The following is a 21,160-nucleotide window of genomic DNA, read 5'->3' as shown; positions in this document are numbered from 1 at the left end:
GTTGTATTTCATGCAACCCGAGCGTTATGCCAGCTCTTTGCGCAGCTGCCGGGCGGCAGTAACCATGTGCACCAGCGCCGCCTCCGTCTCCGGCCAGCCACGGGTTTTCAAACCGCAATCCGGGTTGACCCACAGCCGCTCGGCCGGAATCCGCTTGGCAGCCTTGCGCAGCAGATTAGCCATTTCCGAAGCATCCGGAATGCGTGGCGAGTGGATGTCGTAGACGCCCGGGCCGATTTCGTTCGGGTAGGCGAAGGCTTCGAAGGCATCCAGCAACTCCATGTCGGAACGCGAGGTTTCGATGGTGATCACGTCGGCATCCATCGCCGCAATCGACTCGATCACATCGTTGAACTCGCTGTAGCACATGTGCGTGTGGATCTGCGTTTCGTCGCGCACACCGGAGGCGCACAGACGGAACACTTCCGTCGCCCAGTCCAGATAAGGCTGCCACTGCGCCTGACGCAACGGCAGCCCCTCACGGAACGCCGCTTCGTCGATCTGCACGATCTTGATACCGGCGGCTTCCAGATCAACCACTTCATCGCGGATCGCCAGCGCCAGTTGCCGGGCCTGCACTTCACGGCTGACATCCTCACGCGGGAACGACCACATCAGCATGGTTACCGGGCCGGTCAGCATGCCTTTCATGACCTTGTCGGTCAGACCTTGGGCGTAGCGAATCCATTCGACCGTCATGGCTTTCGGGCGGCTGAGGTCGCCGAAGATCACCGCCGGTTTCACGCAACGCGAACCGTAGCTCTGCACCCAGCCAAACCGGGTGAATACGTAGCCATCCAGTTGCTCGGCGAAGTACTCGACCATGTCGTTACGCTCGGCCTCACCGTGCACCAGCACATCGAGGCCCAGACGTTCCTGGATTTCCACCGCGTGGCGGATCTCGCTGTGCATGGCTTCGGTGTATTCGGCTTCGGTCAGCTTGCCCTGTTTGAACGACTGACGAGCGAGGCGGATCGACGCGGTTTGCGGGAACGAACCGATCGTCGTGGTCGGGAACATTGGTAGATCAAGACCCGCGCGCTGTTTGGCGATGCGCTGGGCAAACAGCGACTGACGCTGGCTGTCCTTGGCCGTGATCGCCGCAACCCGCGCCTGAACCGCAGGTTTGTGAATGCGCGGCGAAGCAGCGCGAGCGGCCTGCACCGAACGGCTTTCGGTCAATGCTCGCAGCACTTTCGGCGCTTCCGGCTCATTGACGGCATGCGCCAGAATTGCCACTTCTTCACACTTCTGGACGGCAAAGGCCAGCCAGCTTTTCAGTTCGGCATCGAGCTTGTCTTCACGACCCAGATCCACCGGGCTGTGCAGCAGCGAGCAGGACGGCGCGACCCACAGGCGATCACCCAGACGCTCATGGGCATGGCGCAATGTCGCCAAGGCGTTTTCCAGATCGCAGCGCCAGACATTCCGCCCGTTGATCACGCCCAGGGACAACACTTTGTAGGCCGGCAGACGATCGAGAATGGTCGGGTACTGTTCCGGCGCGCGGACCAGATCAATGTGCAAACCATCAACCGGCAGGTTCGCCGCCAGACCAAGATTTTCTTCCAGACCACCAAAGTAAGTCGCGAGCAGTTTCTTCAGTGGATCACGCTGAATCTGGTTGTAGGCACGCTCGAACGCGTTCTTCCATTCCTGCGGCAGATCAAGCACCAGAATCGGCTCGTCGATCTGTACCCATTCCACACCTTGAGCGGCGAGGCGCGCGAAGATCTGGCCGTACAGCGGCAGCAAACGATCGAGCAATTCCAGCTTGTCGAATTCCGCGCCCTTGGCCTTGCCCAGCCACAGATACGTCAGTGGGCCGATAATCACCGGTTTGACGTTGTGGCCCAGCGCACGGGCTTCTTCGACTTCTTCGAACAACTGCTCCCAGCCCAACTGGAACTGTTGATCCGCACTGAATTCCGGGACCAGATAGTGGTAGTTGGTGTCGAACCACTTGGTCATTTCCTGGGCGTGCGCACCGCCGCAGCAACTGTCGCTGACGCCACGAGCCATGCCAAACAAAGTTTGCAGATTGGCTTTGCCATCGTGCGGGCGGAAGCGCTCAGGGATCACGCCAAACATCAGCGAGTGCGTCAGGACCTGGTCGTACCAAGCGAAATCGCCGACCGGCAGCAATTCGATACCGGCGTTTTTCTGCAGGTCCCAGTGGGTCTTGCGCAGCTCGCGACCGACTGCACGCAGACCAGCCTCGTTCAGTTCTCCTTTCCAGAACGCCTCTTGCGCTTTCTTCAGTTCGCGGTCGCGACCGATGCGCGGAAATCCAAGGGAATGGGCCAGTGCCATAACAAACAACTCCAATGTCCTGTTGATGGCGGCCATTGTCGGCATCGGTCACTGGTGAGACAAACTCATTTTAATCGCGATCAACACGAGTTTTCCTCATGATCAAAAGATTGCTGCTTGTCGCTTGTAAACACTCCGTAGCCGAGAGCGCGCGTGAAGGATGAACGGTTTTTTGCGCCAGGGAATTTCTCGCCAATTCAAGCTGTTCGTCGCCATAAAGACGCCCTTTGGAAACTCAATGACGCCTCTGTGTAAACGCACTCGAACTCGCCCCGGCAGGTCTCTGATTTCAATCTATCGTTAGATCGAAATGGCAGCATTTGCGGCCGACTAAAGGTTGCGACAGCTGATGTCTGAGCCTATGTTGCACGCGAGTCTTTTCCCCGCGATTGGAACGCGATCAACACCATTAAGAGGTGAAGAAATGTCAAAGGAATCACGCCCTGCCGTACTTGGGCTGATAGGCAACACTCCGCTGGTTCAAGTCACTCGTTTCGATACTGGCCCGTGCACACTGTTTCTCAAGCTCGAATCGCAGAACCCCGGTGGTTCGATCAAGGACCGTATCGGTCTGGCCATGATCGACGCTGCCGAGCGTGATGGTCGTCTGCAACCCGGCGGCACCATCGTTGAGGCCACCGCCGGCAACACCGGCCTGGGCCTGGCACTGGTTGGCCGCGCCAAAGGTTATCGCGTGGTGCTGGTGGTGCCAGACAAAATGTCCACCGAGAAAGTCCTGCACTTGAAGGCCATGGGCGCCGAAGTGCACATCACCCGCTCCGACGTCGGCAAGGGTCATCCCGAGTATTACCAGGATGTCGCCGCACGTTTGGCGAAAGACATTCCCGGCGCATTTTTCGCCGACCAGTTCAACAACCCGGCCAACCCGCTGGCCCACGAATGCAGCACCGCGCCGGAGATATGGGCGCAGACTGAACATGATCTGGACGCGATCGTCGTCGGTGTCGGTTCGGCCGGTACGCTGACGGGCCTGAGCCGCTTCTTCAAACGCGTGCAGCCGGATCTGGAAATGGTCCTCGCCGATCCGGTCGGTTCGGTGATGGCGCAATACAGCCGCGACGGTTCTCTGCCCAAGCCCGGTTCATGGGCGGTGGAAGGCATCGGCGAGGACTTCATTCCGTCGATCACTGACCTCTCCAGCGTGCGCCACGCCTATTCGATCAGCGATGAAGAAAGCTTCGCTCACGCCCGCCAGTTGCTCAAGGCCGAAGGCATTCTCGGCGGCTCGTCGACCGGCACTCTGCTCGCTGCGGCGCTGCGTTATTGCCGCGAACAGACCGAGCCGAAACGGGTGGTCAGCTTCGTTTGCGACACCGGCACGCGCTATCTGTCGAAGGTCTACAACGACCAGTGGATGACCGATCAGGGCCTGTTGCAGCGTAAAGGTTATGGCGACCTGCGCGACTTGATCGCTCGACGTTTCGAGGACGGCCGCGTGATCAGTGTCGGCCCCGACGACACTCTGCTGACCGCATTCCAGCGCATGCGCCTGGCGGATGTCTCGCAACTGCCGGTGCTGGTGGAAGGCAAGCAACTGGTCGGGGTGATCGACGAATCAGACATCCTGCTGGCGGTGCACGAAGACGCCGCCCGCTTCAGCCAATCGGTGTCCAGCGTGATGACCGACAAACTGCAGACCCTCGCCCCTGGCGCCAGCCTCGCTGAACTGGAAGCGGTGCTCAGCCGTGGCCTCGTCGCAATCATTGCCGATGCATCGGGCTTCCATGGCCTGATCACCCGCACCGACATGCTCAACCAATTACGGAGATCCCTCGCATGAGTCAGCACGACGATAAATCCCAAGGCTTCGCGACCCGGGTGATCCACGCCGGGCAGGAACCGGACCCGACCACCGGCGCGCTGATGCCGCCGATCTACGCCAACTCCACCTATCTGCAAGACAGCCCCGGCGTGCACAAGGGTTTCGATTACGGCCGTTCGCACAACCCGACGCGTTTTGCCCTGGAGCGTTGCGTGGCGGACCTGGAAGGCGGCACCCAGGCGTTCGCGTTCGCCTCCGGGCTGGCGACGATTTCCACGGTGCTCGAACTGATCGATGCCGGTTCGCACGTGATCTCCGGCAATGACTTGTACGGCGGCACGTTCCGCCTGTTCGACAAGGTCCGTCAGCGCAGTGCCGGACACCGTTTCAGCTACGTCGATCTGACTGACCTGGCGGCGTTCGAAGCGGCGCTGCAGGACGACACACGCCTGGTGATTGTCGAGTCACCGACCAACCCGCTGCTGAGTCTGTCGGACCTCGCCGCTATCGCCCGTATCTGCCGCGCTCGCGGGATCATCAGCGTGGCCGACAACACCTTTGCCAGCCCGTATATCCAGCGGCCGCTGGAGCTGGGTTTCGACATCGTGCTGCACTCGACCACCAAGTACCTGAACGGTCACTCCGATGTAATCGGCGGCATCGCCGTGGTCGGCCAGAACCAAGAACTGGCCGAGAAGCTGGGCTTCTTGCAGAACGCGGTCGGTGCGATTGCCGGGCCGTTCGATGCATTTCTCACCCTGCGCGGGGTGAAGACTTTGGCCCTGCGCATGGAGCGTCATTGCAGCAATGCGCTGGATCTGGCGCAGTGGCTGGAGCAGCAACCGCAGGTCAAACGGGTCTACTATCCAGGGCTGCCGTCGCATCCACAGCATGAGTTGGCCAAGCGCCAGATGCGTGGTTTTGGCGGGATGATTTCTGTTGATCTGAACAGCGATCTGGACGGTGCGCGACGCTTCCTCGAGAACGTGAAAATCTTCGCCCTGGCGGAAAGTCTGGGCGGTGTTGAAAGCCTGATCGAGCACCCGGCGATCATGACTCACGCGACCATTCCGGCTGATACCCGGGCGAAACTGGGGATTGGCGATGGCCTGGTGCGTCTGTCGGTGGGCGTCGAAGACGTCGAAGACCTGCGTGCTGATCTGGCGCAGGCGCTGCAAGCGATCTGACCTGGCAGGAACGACAAAGCCCGCACGAAGCGGGCTTTGGTGTTCGAGCAGGCGGCCAGTGCTGGTCTCTGGCTTACAAGGTTTATCGGGCTTCCCACAGTACCGGGTCAAATTGAAAGTTAGTGCCTCGGCTGCTTCACACGGCATAAGGGCTGGATCTCAGCGCGGAGATCTTTCTAACCGTGTACCTTTCGGAGCGCGCCCCACGCCCCCTTGCTATCCGATTGCGCATCAGTCTGCGTCTTCGCCTACATCTTTGAGCCTAGCAAAGGCTCGCCGACGCGGGTCAGTGGTTTTAGACTGATTCGAGCTTTGCCCGAATCGGGCAGGAAGAGAAGCGCCTAACGGCCGTCGATCCCCCCGCCGTGCCGGCTCGCAATCGCGATCTATACTCAATCAGTTCGATCATGATTCTGTCGACACCCGCACGCCTGACGGTGTGCCCGTGCCTTTCGCCCACCAGACTGACCCAGGCCAATGGGTCGCAGCACCAGCGAACATATGGCAACAACGCCTTATCGCTTTGCGGCTGCCGGGTCATGGAGAAAACTATGAAACACAAGCTGTTGTCAGGCGTGCTTCTGGCGGTCGTGGCGACCGTGGTGGTGCCCAATGTCTGGGCGGCGCAGCCCCAAGCGTTGGCGTCCGATGGGTCGGATCATGTTGGCGCAGGGGGAGTCGCTTCTGATGGTGCCGATCACGTCGGTGCGGGGGCGGTCGCCTCTGATGGCGCTGATCATGTCGGTGCAGGCGCAGTCGCTTCTGATGGTGCCGATCATGTCGGTGCTGGCGCAGTCGCCTCTGATGGTGCCGATCATGTCGGTGCTGGCGCAGTCGCCTCTGATGGTGCCGATCATGTCGGTGCTGGCGCAGTCGCCTCTGATGGTGCCGATCATGTCGGTGCTGGCGCATTCGCCTCTGATGGTGCCGATCATGTCGGTGCTAGTGCCGTAGCTTCTGATGGCGCTGATCATGTCGGTGCGGGTGCGGTCGCTTCTGACGGCGCCGATCATGTTGGTGCGGGTGCCGTAGCTTCTGATGGCGCTGATCATGTCGGTGCGGGTGCCGTAGCTTCTGATGGCGCCGATCATGTCGGTGCAGGTGCGCTGGCTTCTGATGGCGCCGATCGTAACGGCATCAACCGGTTTGCCTATTCGCGTGTCGGCGTTGGCTCTGATCGAGTTGCCTCCGCGTTGATGACAGGCAGTTATTCCGACCAGTTCAACAGCCCGCAATAATTCTCCCCTGGCCCGGCAGGCGGCTCCAGCGAGCTGCCTGTCGCGCGCCGCACTAGCACATTTGTGCTAATCGACCGCCCTGTCCGCTGGCGTTATATTCCCCCGCACCCCTCAATGTTCCTCAACGTTGCCTGTTCGCAGCGTGCGGGATCGTTGTGCCTGGAAATCAGAACAACACCAAGGAAGAACCACCATGAAACTCCATACAAACCTCTGCAAGATCGCCGTGGTCGGCGCTGTGCTGCTCGGCGTGGCCGGCTGCCAGACCGTCAAACCCACTGAAGCGAGCATGAAAGAACGCGCGCAAACGGTGATCGGTAAACCGGTGTCGAAAATCGACAACATCCGCAACGACAGCACCCTCACTTACTACACCGCCTACACCCCGGCCGGTGAATACAACTGTGAATTGCCCAGCGGCGTAATCATCGCCGTGGCGAGCATGGGCATCATGTCGCCGCCGCTGTCATGCCTGCCGAAAGGCGCCTCGCCGATTCCATTGCAGTAACTTTCCCGCCCGGTAAAGGACACCGTTTACTTATGAAAACCCTGATCGCAACACTCACCCTCAGCGCGCTGTTCCTCACTGGCTGCGCCACGCCGAAACAATGGGAAGCCACTGGCGGCAGCAAAAACGATGGCGTCGTCCAGGTCTCCTATGAACTGGGCCAATTCGAAAGCGGCCAGACCAGCGCCGAACAAGGCCTGACCGTCGCCGCACAACGCTGCAAGACCTGGGGCTACAAAAACGCCGAAGTCACCGGCTCCGAGAAAAACATCTGCCGGACGATGGGCCAGTACAACTGCCTGCAGACCACCATCACCCAGGATTACCTGTGCAAGCGCTGATCTGAAAATGTGGGACCCAGCCTGCTGGCCAAATCGCTAGCAGGCTGGCTCCCACAGGGATCTTGGCTGTGTCCGCGATGATCATTCACGAAACGCTTTCAGCGGGTTCGGGTTGTCGGTCGCGCAGGGCTCTCAAGGTCGCGCGCAGCTCGGCCGGGCGCACCGGTTTGGACAGGATGGCAATGTCGCGGTCGTGCAGGGCTGCCTGGATTTTTTCGACGTCGTGCCCGCTGATGATCATCGCCGGCACTGCCCAGCCTCTCTGCTTGCGCACATCGTCGATGCATTCGATGCCGGTAGCGTGAGTCCCAAGGTCATAGTCGGCAACGATGATGTCGCAGTCTGTGATCAGATCCTCAGCCGTCAACTCGGCCTGAACCGAGCAGCCCCAGCGCTCCAGCAACGCTGAAGTCGCCAGCAACACATTACGATCATCCTCCACCAGGCACACCTTCAACCCGGTCAGCAGACCGACCTGACGCGCCTCATCACGATTGACCGTTACCTGCGGCGGCGCAGCGATTGGCAAGCCGTACAAGCTCACCGCCGTTCCCCGCCCGAGCCGCGAACGCAGAGTAACGCCGACACCAATCAACTCCCCCAGACGCTTGACGATCGACAGTCCCAGCCCGACGCCTTCGACATCTTTGTCGCGCACTTGCCGCACCCGATAGAACTCCTCGAACACCTTGCCCAGATGCTCTTCGGCAATGCCGTTGCCACGGTCATAAATCACGATGGCCAGCCCTGCCCCACGCCGGCGCACGCCGATCAACACCGGCCGCTGCGCACCGTATTTGAAGCAGTTGGACAGCACGTTCTGCACCATGGTCGCCAGCAACGCCGGGTCGGTCTGAACCCAGTAGGAACAAGGACGCAAACGCAGCTCGACCCCAGCCCAACGCGCCGCCTCGGCGTTCTGACGGATCAGCTCCGCCAGCCATTCGCCGAGATTCACGCTTTGCAGTTTGGGCAACACGCGCCCGTTGTCGAGGGTGTACAGGTCGAGAATCGAGCGGAACAGTTGAGAGACGTTGAGCAACGAACGGTCGATGTTGTCGACCAACCGCCGCTCGTCCTCACCCAAGCGCGACTCACGCAGGCACGCAGTAAACAGTCCAATCGAATGAATCGGCTGGCGCAAATCATGACTGGCCTGAGCGAGAAACCGCGACTTTTCCAGATTCGCCGCCACCGCTTCTTCGGAGGCCTTGCGCGTGCGCTCCAGCAACAAGTGCGCATAAAACGGAATCACCGTGCTGGTGAGCATCAGCATCAACACCATGAACGGTTGCGCTTGCCACACCGGCGTCAGCCGATAAACACACAGCAACGCCACTAACGCCAGCGCCGTGGCAATCGCCAGATAGCGCGAGCCATAGCGCATGCCGTTGCCGAGATTGACCCAGATAATCACCGCATACAGCGGCAACGCCGCCTCACCACCGATCACCAGCCCGAAGCAGGTGCCGGTGTAATCGTGGACCATGGCGAAAATCCGCCGTGCCGGGTAATGCCCCGGCCAGCGCGCAATCGCCTGGCGCAAGCCGATCGAGGCCAGCAAAAACACGATGATGTAGGTGATCACCGGCAAATAGGTATCGAAGCGCTGCCCCGGCAAAAAGCCGAGTATGAGCATGTAAACCACGGCAATGCTGGCGATGATAATGCGCAGATTGGCCTGATCGAGTTCAGTGTTTTTCTCGAACTTCATGGTAAACGTCCTTGTGCGGCAATCGTCAGATTCCGAATCAGCCTACAGGCAGCCCGTGCGCTCGGTGCTAATGTGCAGACCTTGAGCCACGCCTGACCCAGGGAGGGTCATGCCATGACCTGCCGAATTATCATAGCCGACGATCACCCTTTGTTTCGTGAAGCGATGCTGCGCACGGTTGAGCGTTTGCTGCCTGACGCCGTCCTTGAGGAAGCCGGTGACCTCGACGCCGTACTGGCCCTTTTGCCTTTGGATGACGAGCCGGACACGCTGATTCTCGATCTCAGATTCCCCGGCCTGACCTGCGTCAGCCAGCTCGCCGAGCTGCGTCGACGCTTGCCGCGCACGACATTGATCGTGGTGTCGATGGTCGACGATCAAGCATTGATCAATGAAGTGATGGCCGCCGGTATCGACGGCTTTATCGGCAAAAACATCGCCCCCGATGAAATCGGCCAGGCGATTCTGGCGATTCGTGAAGGTGAGGTGCTGGTGAAGTTTGCGCCGTCCGGCTTGCTGCCGCTGGAAACCGGCGCCGCCCTCACGCCTCGTCAGCAAGACGTGCTGCGCTTGATCGCCCAAGGCAAGACCAACAAGGAAATCGCCCGCGAACTGGATATCTCACCGTTCACGGTGCGTATTCATGTGTCATCGCTGTTGCGCACGCTCAACGTACCCTCTCGGGCGGCTGCCGCCGTGAAATACACGGGGACTCTGTAAGAGCTGCCGGTGGGCCGTGTTATGGATCGACTTGCGCCATGAGTTCCGGCACCGATTCCGGCCGTTTCGCATAACGCTGAGCCAGCACCGCACAGACCATCAGTTGAATCTGATGGAACAACATCAGCGGCAGAATCAACACGCCAATCGTGCTACCGGCAAACAATACCTGCGCCATTGGCACGCCGGTGGCCAGACTCTTTTTCGAGCCGCAGAACAGAATGGTGATGCGATCTTCCTGGCTGAAGCCGAACGCCTTGCCCAACAGCGTCGACGCCAACAGCACCAGCGCCAGCAGAATGCAGCAGACCACCACCAATCCCAGCAGATCGACGACGGGAATCTGATGCCAGATGCCTTCGTTGACCGCCTCGCTGAACGCGCCGTAAACCACCAACAGAATCGAACCCTGATCGACAAACTTCAGCCAGTTCTTGTTGCGTCCGACCCACGCACCAATCCAGCGACGGGCGATCTGCCCGGCAATGAATGGCAGGAGCAATTGCACGCTGATTTTCAGGATCGCATCCAGCGTCGAACCGCCATCACCGTGGACGTCGAGCAACAGCGTCACCAACAGCGGCGTGAGGAAAATCCCGAACAAACTCGACGCCGCCGCGCTGCAAATCGCCGCCGGAATGTTGCCCCGGGCCAGCGAGGTGAACGCGATCGCCGACTGCACCGTGGCCGGCAGTGCGCACAGGTAAAGCATGCCCATGTACAGCTTGTCGCCGATCAGCGGGGACAACAGCGGTTTCAGCGCCAGCCCGAGAATCGGGAAAAGGACAAACGTCAGGCCGAACACCAGCAAATGCAGGCGCCAGTGACCGGCACCGGCAATGATCGATTCGCGCGAGAGCTTGGCGCCATGCAGGAAAAACAGCAGCGCGATGGCGAGGTTGGTCAGCCAGCCGAAGCCGACGGCGACCTGGCCGCTGGCCGGCAGGAAGCTGGCCAGCAACACGACGCCGATCAGCGTCAGGGTGAAGTTGTCAGGCAAAAAGCGGGGGCGAGTCATGGTCGGTTCATCCGGGGGTTGCCAGTGCGTGCCGACGACTCTAACGTGACTGCCAATTACCGACTAACGCCGAAGGGTCACAAGATGCCGCCTAAAGGACATGAGAAAAGCGTCCGTCGCAGCATTCCCGGGCTGCCCAGCCTGCCGCGCCCGCTCTACGGCCGCACCGAATCACTGCCCAATCGCGCCCTGACCCGGCGGCATAGTCACCCGTGGGTGCAGCTGTCCTACGCGATTCAGGGCGTACTGGAAATCCAGACCAGCGCCGGCCGCTTTGTCGCTCCGCCGGAGCGCGCCGTGTGGATCCCGGCGGGCGTGCCGCATCGGGTGTTCAGCTCGCCGCACACGGAAATGCGCAGTCTCTACATCGATTGCAGCGTCGCCGGATGGGCGCTTGAGCGCTGCCATGTGCTCGGTGTCAGCGATCTGCTCAGGGAACTGATCCGCGCGTTCAGTGAGGTTCCGGTGGAATACGAGCAAAGCGGCCCGCACGGACGTCTGGCCCAGGTCATCCTCGATCAATTGGCCGAGGCGCCGCAGATCGATCTGATGCTGCCGTTGCCACAAGACGCCCGCTTGAAGCAGATCTACCAGAGCCTTGAGCAACACCCGGAACAGCAGACCACACTGAGCCACTGGAGCGAGAAGTTCGGCGTCACCGAAAAGACCCTAACCCGCCTGTTTCAACGTGACACCGGCCTGACCTTCCGCGCCTGGCGCCAGCGTTTGCGCCTGCTCGGTGCACTGACACCGCTGGAAAAAGGCGAACGCGTCACCGACGTTGCGCTGGCCTGTGGTTACGACTCGACCTCGGCGTTTATCGCCGCGTTTCGCCAACAGTTTGGCGAAACGCCGGGGGAGTTTTTTCGCTGATCAGCGATCCGCCAGTGCTTCCAGCAAGTCCGCTGACGGCACGAAATACAGGCTGCCAGTGACGGCGGTGCTGAAATCCAGCAACTTGTCGTAATTACCCGGTGGCTTGCCGACGAACATGTTTTCCAGCATCTGCTCGATCGGCTCGGGCGAGCGCGCGTAACCGATAAAGAACGTGCCGAACTCCCCTGCCCCCGGCCGGCCGAACGGCATGTTGTCACGGAGGATTTTCACTTCCTCGCCGTCAGCATTGGTAATGGTGGTCAGTGCGCTGTGCGAGTTGCTCGGTTTGACCGCGTCATCCAGTTCGATGTCGGAGAGCTTGGTGCGACCGATAACGCGCTCCTGCGCTTCAACGCTCAGGCCGTTCCACGCGGTCATGTTGTGCAGGTATTTCTGCACCAGCACGTAGCTGCCGCCGCTGAACTCGGGGTCTTCGTCACCGACGATGGTGAAGTTGACCGCTTTGCGCCCGACCGGGTTTTCCGTGCCGTCGACAAAACCGATGATGCTGCGCATGTCGAAATAGCGAAAACCTTGCACTTCGTCGACCACCGTCACTGCATCGCCGAGAACCGCCATGATCTGCGTGGCCAGTTCAAAACACAGGTCCATTTGATCGGCGCGAATGTGCAGCAGCAGATCGCCCGGGGTTGCCGGCGCGTGCCGCCCTTCCTCGCCAAACTCGCGAAAATCGTGCAGCGACGCCGGGCGCGGATTGCCAAACAGGCGATCCCAGGCGTTCGAGGAAAAGCCGCAGATGCAGGTCAGATTGCCGGTCGGTACGCGCTTGCCAACCGAACGCACCAGCCCGGCGACATCGCCGCACCAGTCTTTGACGGTTTGCGCGGTTTCAGGCCCGGCATTCAGCGTCGCGACGATGAAAATCGCACTGCTGGTGATCGGACTGCACACCGCTTGAGGTTCGAGAATGTCGGTATTCATCGCTGAAAACATTGCTCCGTAAAAAATGCCCGAGCTGATAACGAGGGCAGATAGTTCGTTTTTATCGAACTGTTGCGTAGAAATAAACGATTTTTCTTTGCCGCAAACTCGTCGCTAGCATGGCCTCGTCTGACCCCAATCCAAGAATAGACAGGGAGCGTGACATGCCAGCCACAAACATCAATATCGGCGAACCGTGGATGTGGGCCGCCTTCATCGTCTTCGTGCTTGCCATGCTGGCATTGGACCTGTTTGTCTTCGGTGGGCGCAAGGCGCACCGGGTGTCGGTTCGCGAAGCCTTGTCCTGGGTCATCGCCTGGTGCCTGCTGGCACTGAGTTTCGCGGCGCTGCTTTGGTGGTATTTGCACGGTGCGTTCGGCGCTGACATTGCCCGGCAGAAAACCCTCGAATTCCTTACCGGTTATCTGATCGAGCAATCGCTGTCGATCGACAACATGTTCGTCTTCGTGATGATCTTCAGCTACTTCGCCGTACCTCCGGAGTTACAGCGGCGGGTGCTGCTGTACGGCGTGCTCGGGGCGATCGTGATGCGCGCGGTGATGATTTTTGCCGGCGTGTGGCTGGTGTCGCAGTTCGAGTGGCTGCTGTACGCGTTCGGCGTGTTCCTGATCATCACCGGGATCAAGATGCTGGTGTTTGCCGACCACCAGCCAGACTTGGACAAGAATCCGTTGCTGCGCTGGGTGCGCGGGCATATGCGCATCACCAGCAGCTTTCATGGCGAACGTTTTTTCGTCCTGCACAACGGCGTGCGCTGGGCCACGCCGATGTTTCTGGTGCTGGTGCTGATCGAGGCCAGTGACCTGATGTTCGCGGTCGACAGCATCCCGGCAATCTTCGCCGTGACGACTGATCCGTTCATTGTCTTCACCTCGAATATCTTCGCGATCATGGGCCTGCGCGCGCTGTATTTTCTGCTGGCAGATATGGCGGACCGCTTTCACTTGCTCAAGTATGGGTTGGCGATTGTGTTGGTGTTTATCGGCGGCAAGATGGTGTTGATGCCGTGGTTGCACATGCCGGTGGAATGGTCGCTGGCGGTGGTGGGTGGGGTCATCCTGAGTTCGGTTTTGCTGAGCCTTGTCATCACCCGAAATGCTGAACGCAGCACCGAATGACACCCTACATAAACCTGTGGGAGCGAGCTTGCTCGCGAAAGCGGTGTGTCATTCAACGATGATGCTGGATGATCCGACGCCTTCGCGAGCAAGCTCGCTCCCACAGGGATTTCGTTCAGCCCATATCTATTTGTCAGACTTGATACTGGTCCAAACGCGAGTACGCACGCGCTCGAGCTTCTGCGGCAACGGCTGCACGACGTAGAGGTTTTTCAGTGCTTCCGGGGTCGGTGTAAGGTTCGGGTTACCGGTGATTTCCTTGTTGATCAGCGGCATCGAATCCTTGTTCGCATTCGGGTAGCCGAGGAAGTCGCTGATCGGTGCGATCACTTTCGGATCGAGCAGGTTGTTGAGGAATTCATGCGCTTCGGCGACGTTCTTCGCGCTCTTCGGAATCGCGAAGGTGTCGAACCAGATCGGCGCGCCTTCCTTGGGCAGACGCCAGTCGACCACTACGCCGTTTTTCGCCTCTTTGGCGCGGTTGCCGAACTGATAGAAGCTGCCGGAGTAACCGATCGCCACGCAGATGTCGCCGTTGGCGATGTCGGTCATGTATTTGGCCGAGTTGAAGTACGTCACGTATGGACGAACCTTGAGCATCAACTCCTTGGCTTTTTCATAGTCGGCGGGGTTCTGGCTGTTCGGGTCGAGGCCCAGGTAATGCAGGGCCAGCGGGAGGATTTCTGTCGGCGAATCAAGCATCGCTACACCGCAGGATTTGAGTTTTTCCATGTTCTCCGGTTTGAACACCAGATCCCAGCTGTCCACCGGCGCGTTGTCGCCCAATGCAGCCTTGACCTTGGCCGGGTTGAAGCCAATCAGCACAGTGCCGACCATGTAAGGCACGCCGTACTGGTTGCCCGGATCGTTCTTGCCCAGCAGTTTCAACAGTTCCGGATCCTGATGGCTCCAGTTCGGCAGTTTCGATTTATCCAGTTTCTGAAATACGCCAGCCTTGATCTGCGTTTCGAGGAACTGGTTCGACGGCACCACCAGGTCGTAACCGGAGTTGCCGGTCAGCAGCTTGGCTTCGAGGGATTCGTTAGTGTCGAAGGTGTCCCAGGTCACTTTGATGCCGCTTTTTGCAGCGAAATCCTTGGGCACGGACGGCAGGATGTAGTCCGCCCAGTTGTACACGCGCAGTTCGCGTTGCTCAGCCTGGACAGCGCCGGCCAGCAGCGTCAGCCCACACACAGTGGCACCCAGAATGCGTTTCATCGTGACCATGGTTGTTCCCCAAAAGGCAGCGTGAGTTCGATGGTTTTTATGTTCTGTACACGGCAGCGGCTGTAAAGGTAGCCAAGGGTAAAAAGGGTCGAGCGTCTTGTTGTGGTTTTGATTCTTGCTGACAGCGTAGCTGGAGCACAGTGGGGGATGGGCCAAAAGGGGATCGATGTGGCCAATTTGATTGACCGCCAGGATGCGGAAACAACAATGCCCGGCACTTGGCCGGGCATTGTCGAGTAACGGATCAGCTCAGTCGGTGTAACCCAATCTCGCCGCCCTGCTCTGCTGAGTCTGGCCGCGTGTGGCCAGGCAGTAATACAACGGCACGGTGACAACCAGGCCCACCAGCCAGGACAAGTCCGCGCCCTCGACCAGATTGGCGTACGGCCCGACGTATAGCGAGGTGTTGGCGAACGGCAACTGCACAATAATGCCGATGAAGTAGGCAATGATCGCGTGCAGATTAAAGCGCCCGTAAACCCCGCCATCGGCGCGGAAGATCGAGGTGATGTCGTAGCAGCCGCGCTTGATCAGGTAGAAGTCGATCAGGTTGATCGACGCCCATGGCACCAGCACCAGCAGCAGCGCCAGAATCAAACCGATGAACTCGGAAATGAAATCCGCCGAAGCACCCAGCGCGACCACGCAGCAACCCGCGAGCACTACGCTCGACAACACGACGCGCACCTTGATGCTCGGCGTCCATTGGCTGGCGAAGGTCTGGATCGAGGTGATGATCGAGAGCACCGCGCCATACAGATTCAGCGCGTTGTGGCTGATGATGTTGAGCAGAAACAACACCATCAGAATCGGCCCGAGCCACCCGGTCGATTGCTTGACCGCGACCATCGCGTCAGTGCCTTCCGGGGTCGCCAGCACCGCCACGGCGCCAAAGCTGAACGACAGAATCGTGCCCAGCGTTGCGCCCAGATAAGTCGCCCAGAATGGCTTGGCTATGCCGATATCGGCCGGCAAGTAGCGCGAATAATCGGACACGTACGGCGAAAAGCTGATCTGCCAGATAATCCCCAGCGACACCGTCGCCAGCCAACCGGACAAGTTAAAACTGCCGCGAGTGAGGAAGTCCGCCGGCAAGTCATGGGCAAAGATATAGATGAACCCGGCCAGCAACGCGCCGCCCATCACCCAGGTGCCAATGCGGTTCAGCGTGTGAATGAAGTTGTAGCCGATCACGCCAATCGCCGTGGCCGCCAGTGCGCCGATGAGAATGCTCAATGGCGCCGGCACAGACGGCGCAATGCCGACGATGGATTTACCCGCCAGGACGATGTTGGAAATAAAGAAACCGATGTAGATCAGCGCGGCGAAGAACACGATCAGCAGCGCGCCATAACGGCCGAACTGGCCGCGACTCTGGACCATCTGCGGAATGCCCATGCGCGGGCCTTGCGCCGAGGCCAGCGCGATCACCACGCCGCCGATCATGTGCCCCAGCGCAATCGCCAGCAGCCCCCAGAGCAAATCGAGATGGAACACCTGAACCACCATGGCGCCGGTGACGATGGGCAGTGGCGCAATGTTGGTGCTGAACCAAAGAGTGAATAGGTCGCGGGCCTTCCCGTGGCGTTCCGCGAGTGGGACGTAGTCGACCGTATGGTTCTCGATCAACGGATCTTGCCGGGACATCTGGGACATATGCATGAACTCGAGTTTGTCTGTTCTTATCGTTGTATGAAGCCAAACCGGGGGGACTCTCTGGCCGCCCCTCAGATGCAGACCATATTATGGTATTCCAAACAATTCACAAGACTGATCCGTAGTTTACGACGCCAGCTGATACGCCATCCTCGCTGAAACCGTGGCCTGCAGACCAGCCGAAAGCCCCGTAAATGCTGAGTTTCCGACGAACGCGGCACGTTTATCGGTTCAGCTTAAAAGGCCTTGCAAAGATCGAATACTGGTATACCATCAGACCAACAAACACATAAAAATAGCAGCACCACACCCGAGGACCGACCAATGATCGATGCCGCCATCTACAAACAAGTCATGGGCTCGTTCCCGTCCGGCGTAACCGTTATCACCACGCTGGACGATGACGGCCAGATCGTCGGCCTGACGGCCAGTGCGTTCAGCTCGCTGTCGATGGATCCGGCGCTGGTGCTGTTCTGCCCCAACTACAGCTCCGATTCCTACCCGGTACTGATCAAGAACAAGCGCTTTGCCATCCACGTTCTGTCCGGCGGCCAGCAAAGCGAAGCCTACGCCTTCGCCCGCAAAGGCAAGGACAAGGCGCAAGGCATCGAATGGACCTTGAGCGAACTGGGTAACCCGATCCTGGCCAACGCGACAGCTATCATCGAATGTGAGCTGTGGCGCGAATACGAAGGCGGCGACCACGCCATCATGGTCGGCGCGGTGAAGAACCTGATCGTTCCCGAGCAAATCGCCGGCCCGCTGGTGTACTGCCACGGCAAGATGGGCGCCCTGCCCGTCCTGGCCTGATCGTCAGCCCCGCACAAATCAACTGTAGGAGTGAGCCTGCTCGCGATAGCGATTTATCCGATGTCGATATGTTTTCTGACACACCGCCATCGCGAGCAGGCTCACTCCTACAAGTTTTGTAGCCTCAACAATAAAAGACCCGAGGAAGCGTCATGAAATTTTCCCTGTTCATCCACATGGAACGCTGGGACGAAAGCGTCAGCCACCGCCAACTGTTCGAAGACCTCACCGAACTGACCCTGATGGCCGAGGCCGGCGGTTTCAGCACCGTGTGGATCGGCGAACACCACGCGATGGAATACACCATCTCGCCGAGCCCGATGCCATTGCTCGCCTACCTCGCCGCGAAAACCACCACCATCCACCTCGGCGCCGGCACCATCATCGCGCCGTTCTGGCACCCACTGCGGGTTGCCGGTGAATGCGCGTTGCTCGACGTCATCAGCAATGGCCGCATGGAAGTCGGCCTGGCCCGTGGCGCCTATCAGGTTGAATTCGATCGCATGGCCGGCGGCATGCCAGCCTCCAGCGGTGGCCAGGCATTGCGCGAAATGGTCCCGGTGGTCCGCGCCCTGTGGCAAGGCGACTACGCCCACGACGGCGACATCTGGAAATTCCCCACCTCCACCAGCGTGCCGAAGCCAATCCAGAAGCCGAACCCACCGATGTGGATCGCCGCCCGCGACCCGGATTCGCACAACTTCGCCGTGGCCAACGGCTGCAACGTGATGGTCACGCCGCTGATGAAGGGCGACGAAGAAGTCCTCGACCTGAAGAACAAGTTCCAGACTGCGCTGGATAACAACCCGGATGTGCCGCGTCCGCAATTGATGGTGCTGCGCCACACTCACGTGCACACCGCTGATAATCCGGATGGCTGGAAAGTCGGCGCGAAAGCTATTTCACGCTTCTACCGCACTTTCGATGCGTGGTTTGGTAACAAGGAGACGCCGGTCAACGGTTTCCTCGCGCCGAGCCCGGAAGAGAAGTTTGCCGGGCGTCCGGAGTTTGAGCTGGAGAGTTTGCACAAGACGGCGATGATTGGTACGCCGGAAGAGATCATTCCACGGATCAAGTACTACCAGGAATTGGGGGTGGATGAGTTCAGTTTCTGGTGTGACAACAGCTTGCCGCATGAGGAGAAGAAGAAATCGTTGGAGCTGTTTATCAAGCATGTGGTGCCGGCATTTCGGTGAGTCACTGCTGATTGCCTGCCCCAAATAAAAAAGCCCCGAGCAGTTCGGGGCTTTTCAGTTCAGCATGCAAATATTCTTTTGGGATATTCCCACCGCAGAATCAAAACTCAAAAAATCTATCTTGTGAAATCCGCCTCTATACCTGGTCAATCATCAACTCCTGTTGTTGACTCATGGCTGCCTGCGAAAAATTGGCCTTCATCGCCAGAGTCAATTTATATCCAGCAAAAATCAGGCGCAATCTCACAAGCGACCCCAGCTGATACAAGAATATTTCTAACCCGTAGGACCGACTTCGCCTGACCGCTAAACACCAGAGTAGAGCCTTGCTGGAGCATATCTCTCGACATTAAAAAATTGTGACCTGTCACCTCGGAAACCGCCCTTATCTGTGCTTGATTCCAATAGTCGCCGCGACAGCGAACCTCATACCTGCACTCATCCAGCTGGATGCCGGGCATATTGGTGGTAACTACCGACCAGCCACACAGATCGCAGCGTGTTCCCTGAGTGCTACCCTCATTGAAGACAACTAATTCGCCTCTACACTGCTCGCATGCTGTTGGATAGGATTCATTCATTATGGGTTACCACGGTCAATAATCCGAAAGGAAAAACGGGAATGGACCACATTTTCGGAGTGCTGTCTAAATGTGGTCTGTCCCCATTCCATTCCAAATGGTTCAGACTTCGATGAGGCTACGTTGACTTCGAAACGGTGGAAAACGGGGCTAGCTGACATTTCCAAATGCTCGCTAAACGTAGTCTCCACCTATCAATTTCATACCACTATACGGATCAGCGATATTACTACCCAGCTCAGCAATTGCCTCTTTGATCTCGATAGCCACTTCTGACGAAAGCTCACTGACATTCTGGCTTGATATAAAGTCAAACAGTCCCGCCAATCCAAGGTGTGCCGCAACGACGATCGCCCCCTGAGCAAAATCAAAATCAAACCCATCCCACTCATTGATCAAGGTTTTTTCTATTTGAGTCTTTAGTGACTCGCACAACTGTTCATAGGTGTGCCACTGACGATCGCTGAGTTCTAACAGAGCCTGTAAAAAATCAAACTTTGATTTTCCAGAAAAAGGTTTCTCGATCAGCAGTTCATGAAACTCGTTTGCCACATCTTCTACAGGCATCGAGTCAGGAAGCGATTGATAATAGAAAAAATTCTTCATCACTTATGATCTACACGCAATAAACCCGGGATTTAACTCAATTAGCGCGGGGAATCCCCGAGAATCTTTCCCCATTTTCTCTCTATCCTTTCTCAAGAAGCCCACTGGGTTTTCTCAGGATACGCGCCTTTTACGAAAAGCTGAGCGAGCTTCATACCCGCTCTTTCCGACCATTTTCCGCTTCCATCCAACGGGCACTCTTTAATGACGCTTATAGTTTCCTTTATTTTATCTAGCTGTATCAGACCCACGTCACCGTCCCGGCCAAACGTATATTCCACATATGCTTCAGTCTCTACAACCTTATCCATCTCTATATAAATAGCCACGTACACCTCTTATTCATTCACCCACTCAATCTATTGAAATTCTTGACGAACATGCATCACCAGACCAGCAATATCCTCAAAAGCCACAGCACCAAACTCTGAACATAAAAAGGGGACAGACCACGTTTTCACTAAATGATCGATTTTTTTGGCCGTCCCGGGCTCCCTCGCTGCACGCGACGACCGATCATTTCCTCGACATCAACAGCAAACTTTGAACCGCCAAAAACATTATTTCCATTGGTCGCGTCACGAATCTGGTCAACCAATTCTGACTCTAAGTCATTTTTGAACAGTTCGCGGTAAGCTTCTGCCGGCTGCCTTCCCTGCCCTCCAAGCGCCAAATACTGAGCATGAGGGGTAACAATGTGTGATCGCTCTGAGTGTGCGTTAACACGGTAACTTGACCAGCGATATTCTGCCGGATGATTTACCATTTTCGCTCTGACGGGATTCATTTCGATGTATCGATAACAGCACAACAAATATCGTTCACTCTCAACAAGGCATGAACGATACCGGCCTTCCCACAAACTTCCGCTGCGACTATACGCACGATTTATGTATTGGACGTACCTCTGGCCGACACCTTTCATCAGCAGGCTTGCGCTGTTGGCATAATGAGGACTGACTAACAAGTGAACATGATTGGTCATTAGGCACCACGCATGAATATCACATTCATTTTTAGAAGCCTGTTCGTCTAAAAGCTCCAGATAAAAAAGATAGTCTTCGTCGGTAAAAAAACACACAGACCTATTGTTTCCTCGCTGAATCAAGTGCAACGGAACGCCTGGTATCAAAACTCGTGGTCTACGCGGCATCGATGAATCCTTTCAATTGGTCGAACTGAAAGCTTAGCGGGCCGCAAGGCACAAATGACGGCAAATTTTTACGTATTGTTGCAGCCAACTACATTAAAGTGGTCTGACCCCATTTATCCAGTCTGACCCCATTTATCCAGCGCGACAGTTCC

General features: G+C 58.0%; 19 protein-coding genes. 9 read left to right on the top strand and 10 right to left on the bottom strand.

Annotated features, from left to right (window positions below):
* Positions 1 to 24: 24 nt before the first annotated feature.
* The gene (metE, locus tag CLU80_RS25790) at positions 25 to 2,313 is read right to left on the bottom strand and encodes a 5-methyltetrahydropteroyltriglutamate--homocysteine S-methyltransferase (RefSeq protein ID WP_099758776.1); all 2,289 of its coding nucleotides are present in this window, start codon (positions 2,311 to 2,313) and stop codon (positions 25 to 27) included.
* A gap of 424 nt (positions 2,314 to 2,737) precedes the next feature.
* Between metE and CLU80_RS25785 the strand changes: the two genes are divergently transcribed.
* Together CLU80_RS25785 and CLU80_RS25780 are read left to right on the top strand one after the other, a co-directional pair.
* Positions 2,738 to 4,114, top strand: coding sequence for a pyridoxal-phosphate dependent enzyme (locus tag CLU80_RS25785; protein ID WP_093437711.1), 1,377 nt, complete (start codon positions 2,738 to 2,740; stop codon positions 4,112 to 4,114).
* On the top strand, positions 4,111 to 5,283 hold the full coding sequence (locus CLU80_RS25780) for a cystathionine gamma-synthase (RefSeq protein ID WP_099758775.1): 1,173 nt from the start codon (positions 4,111 to 4,113) through the stop codon (positions 5,281 to 5,283). Before CLU80_RS25785 ends, CLU80_RS25780 begins: the two co-directional genes overlap by 4 nt.
* Positions 5,284 to 5,852: 569 nt before the next feature.
* On the opposite strand, the gene CLU80_RS30410 is transcribed toward CLU80_RS25780, so the two are convergent.
* On the bottom strand, positions 5,853 to 6,518 hold the full coding sequence (locus CLU80_RS30410; protein ID WP_286079779.1) for a hypothetical protein: 666 nt from the start codon (positions 6,516 to 6,518) through the stop codon (positions 5,853 to 5,855).
* 196 nt (positions 6,519 to 6,714) lie between these two features.
* Here CLU80_RS30410 and CLU80_RS25770 point away from each other — a divergent pair, with 196 nt between their 5' ends.
* Both CLU80_RS25770 and yecR read left to right on the top strand, forming a co-directional pair.
* Entirely contained in the window at positions 6,715 to 7,029 is a 315-nt protein-coding gene (locus CLU80_RS25770) for a hypothetical protein (protein ID WP_099758774.1), read from the top strand.
* Positions 7,030 to 7,061: 32 nt separating this feature from the next.
* Entirely contained in the window at positions 7,062 to 7,370 is a 309-nt protein-coding gene (yecR, locus tag CLU80_RS25765; RefSeq protein WP_007918065.1) for a YecR family lipoprotein, read from the top strand.
* A gap of 85 nt (positions 7,371 to 7,455) precedes the next feature.
* Here the strand turns inward: yecR and CLU80_RS25760 are convergent, their stop codons facing one another.
* A complete protein-coding gene (locus CLU80_RS25760; RefSeq protein ID WP_099758773.1) occupies positions 7,456 to 9,084 on the bottom strand; it encodes an ATP-binding response regulator in 1,629 nt (542 codons plus the stop codon).
* A gap of 114 nt (positions 9,085 to 9,198) precedes the next feature.
* Here CLU80_RS25760 and CLU80_RS25755 point away from each other — a divergent pair, with 114 nt between their 5' ends.
* Positions 9,199 to 9,804: a LuxR C-terminal-related transcriptional regulator gene (locus CLU80_RS25755; RefSeq protein WP_099758772.1), complete on the top strand. Its 606-nt coding sequence runs from the start codon at positions 9,199 to 9,201 to the stop codon at positions 9,802 to 9,804.
* A 19-nt stretch (positions 9,805 to 9,823) separates the two neighbouring features.
* Here CLU80_RS25755 and CLU80_RS25750 read toward each other — a convergent pair whose 3' ends face one another.
* Positions 9,824 to 10,822 (bottom strand): bile acid:sodium symporter family protein, encoded by a 999-nt coding sequence (locus CLU80_RS25750; protein ID WP_099758771.1) that lies wholly within the window; start codon positions 10,820 to 10,822, stop codon positions 9,824 to 9,826.
* A gap of 84 nt (positions 10,823 to 10,906) precedes the next feature.
* Here CLU80_RS25750 and CLU80_RS25745 point away from each other — a divergent pair, with 84 nt between their 5' ends.
* Positions 10,907 to 11,695, top strand: coding sequence for an AraC family transcriptional regulator (locus CLU80_RS25745; RefSeq protein WP_099758770.1), 789 nt, complete (start codon positions 10,907 to 10,909; stop codon positions 11,693 to 11,695).
* Here CLU80_RS25745 and CLU80_RS25740 read toward each other — a convergent pair whose 3' ends face one another.
* Positions 11,696 to 12,640 carry a Dyp-type peroxidase gene (locus CLU80_RS25740; RefSeq protein ID WP_099758769.1) on the bottom strand — a complete coding sequence of 315 codons (945 nt, stop codon included), beginning with the start codon at positions 12,638 to 12,640 and terminating at the stop codon, positions 11,696 to 11,698.
* Positions 12,641 to 12,804: 164 nt separating this feature from the next.
* Here CLU80_RS25740 and CLU80_RS25735 point away from each other — a divergent pair, with 164 nt between their 5' ends.
* Positions 12,805 to 13,779 (top strand): TerC family protein, encoded by a 975-nt coding sequence (locus CLU80_RS25735; RefSeq protein WP_099758768.1) that lies wholly within the window; start codon positions 12,805 to 12,807, stop codon positions 13,777 to 13,779.
* 126 nt (positions 13,780 to 13,905) lie between these two features.
* Here CLU80_RS25735 and CLU80_RS25725 read toward each other — a convergent pair whose 3' ends face one another.
* Entirely contained in the window at positions 13,906 to 15,006 is a 1,101-nt protein-coding gene (locus tag CLU80_RS25725) for a polyamine ABC transporter substrate-binding protein (RefSeq protein WP_099758767.1), read from the bottom strand.
* 249 nt (positions 15,007 to 15,255) lie between these two features.
* Positions 15,256 to 16,662: a purine-cytosine permease family protein gene (locus tag CLU80_RS25720; protein ID WP_099758766.1), complete on the bottom strand. Its 1,407-nt coding sequence runs from the start codon at positions 16,660 to 16,662 to the stop codon at positions 15,256 to 15,258.
* Between the two features lie 324 nt (positions 16,663 to 16,986).
* Here CLU80_RS25720 and CLU80_RS25715 point away from each other — a divergent pair, with 324 nt between their 5' ends.
* On the top strand, positions 16,987 to 17,472 hold the full coding sequence (locus tag CLU80_RS25715; RefSeq protein ID WP_016987069.1) for a flavin reductase family protein: 486 nt from the start codon (positions 16,987 to 16,989) through the stop codon (positions 17,470 to 17,472).
* Positions 17,473 to 17,624: 152 nt separating this feature from the next.
* Complete coding sequence (locus tag CLU80_RS25710) at positions 17,625 to 18,668, top strand: LLM class flavin-dependent oxidoreductase (RefSeq protein WP_093437590.1); 1,044 nt, start codon at positions 17,625 to 17,627, stop codon at positions 18,666 to 18,668.
* A 755-nt stretch (positions 18,669 to 19,423) separates the two neighbouring features.
* Here CLU80_RS25710 and CLU80_RS25705 read toward each other — a convergent pair.
* The 3 genes from CLU80_RS25705 to CLU80_RS25695 all read right to left on the bottom strand — a co-directional run bounded on the left by CLU80_RS25705 (position 19,424) and on the right by CLU80_RS25695 (position 21,008).
* Positions 19,424 to 19,855 (bottom strand): hypothetical protein, encoded by a 432-nt coding sequence (locus tag CLU80_RS25705; RefSeq protein WP_099758765.1) that lies wholly within the window; start codon positions 19,853 to 19,855, stop codon positions 19,424 to 19,426.
* 92 nt (positions 19,856 to 19,947) lie between these two features.
* Positions 19,948 to 20,184, bottom strand: coding sequence for a hypothetical protein (locus CLU80_RS25700; RefSeq protein WP_099759414.1), 237 nt, complete (start codon positions 20,182 to 20,184; stop codon positions 19,948 to 19,950).
* Between the two features lie 131 nt (positions 20,185 to 20,315).
* Positions 20,316 to 21,008: a transposase gene (locus CLU80_RS25695; RefSeq protein WP_099758764.1), complete on the bottom strand. Its 693-nt coding sequence runs from the start codon at positions 21,006 to 21,008 to the stop codon at positions 20,316 to 20,318.
* Positions 21,009 to 21,160 lie beyond the last annotated feature (152 nt).

Origin of the sequence: Pseudomonas sp. 29, assembly GCF_002754355.1 — a bacterium.
In the GTDB taxonomy this organism is placed as follows: Bacteria; Pseudomonadota; Gammaproteobacteria; order Pseudomonadales; family Pseudomonadaceae; genus Aquipseudomonas; species Aquipseudomonas neuropathica.
The sequence above is the reverse complement of the archived record's forward strand: the minus strand, read 5'-3'. Positions and strand labels throughout refer to the sequence as shown.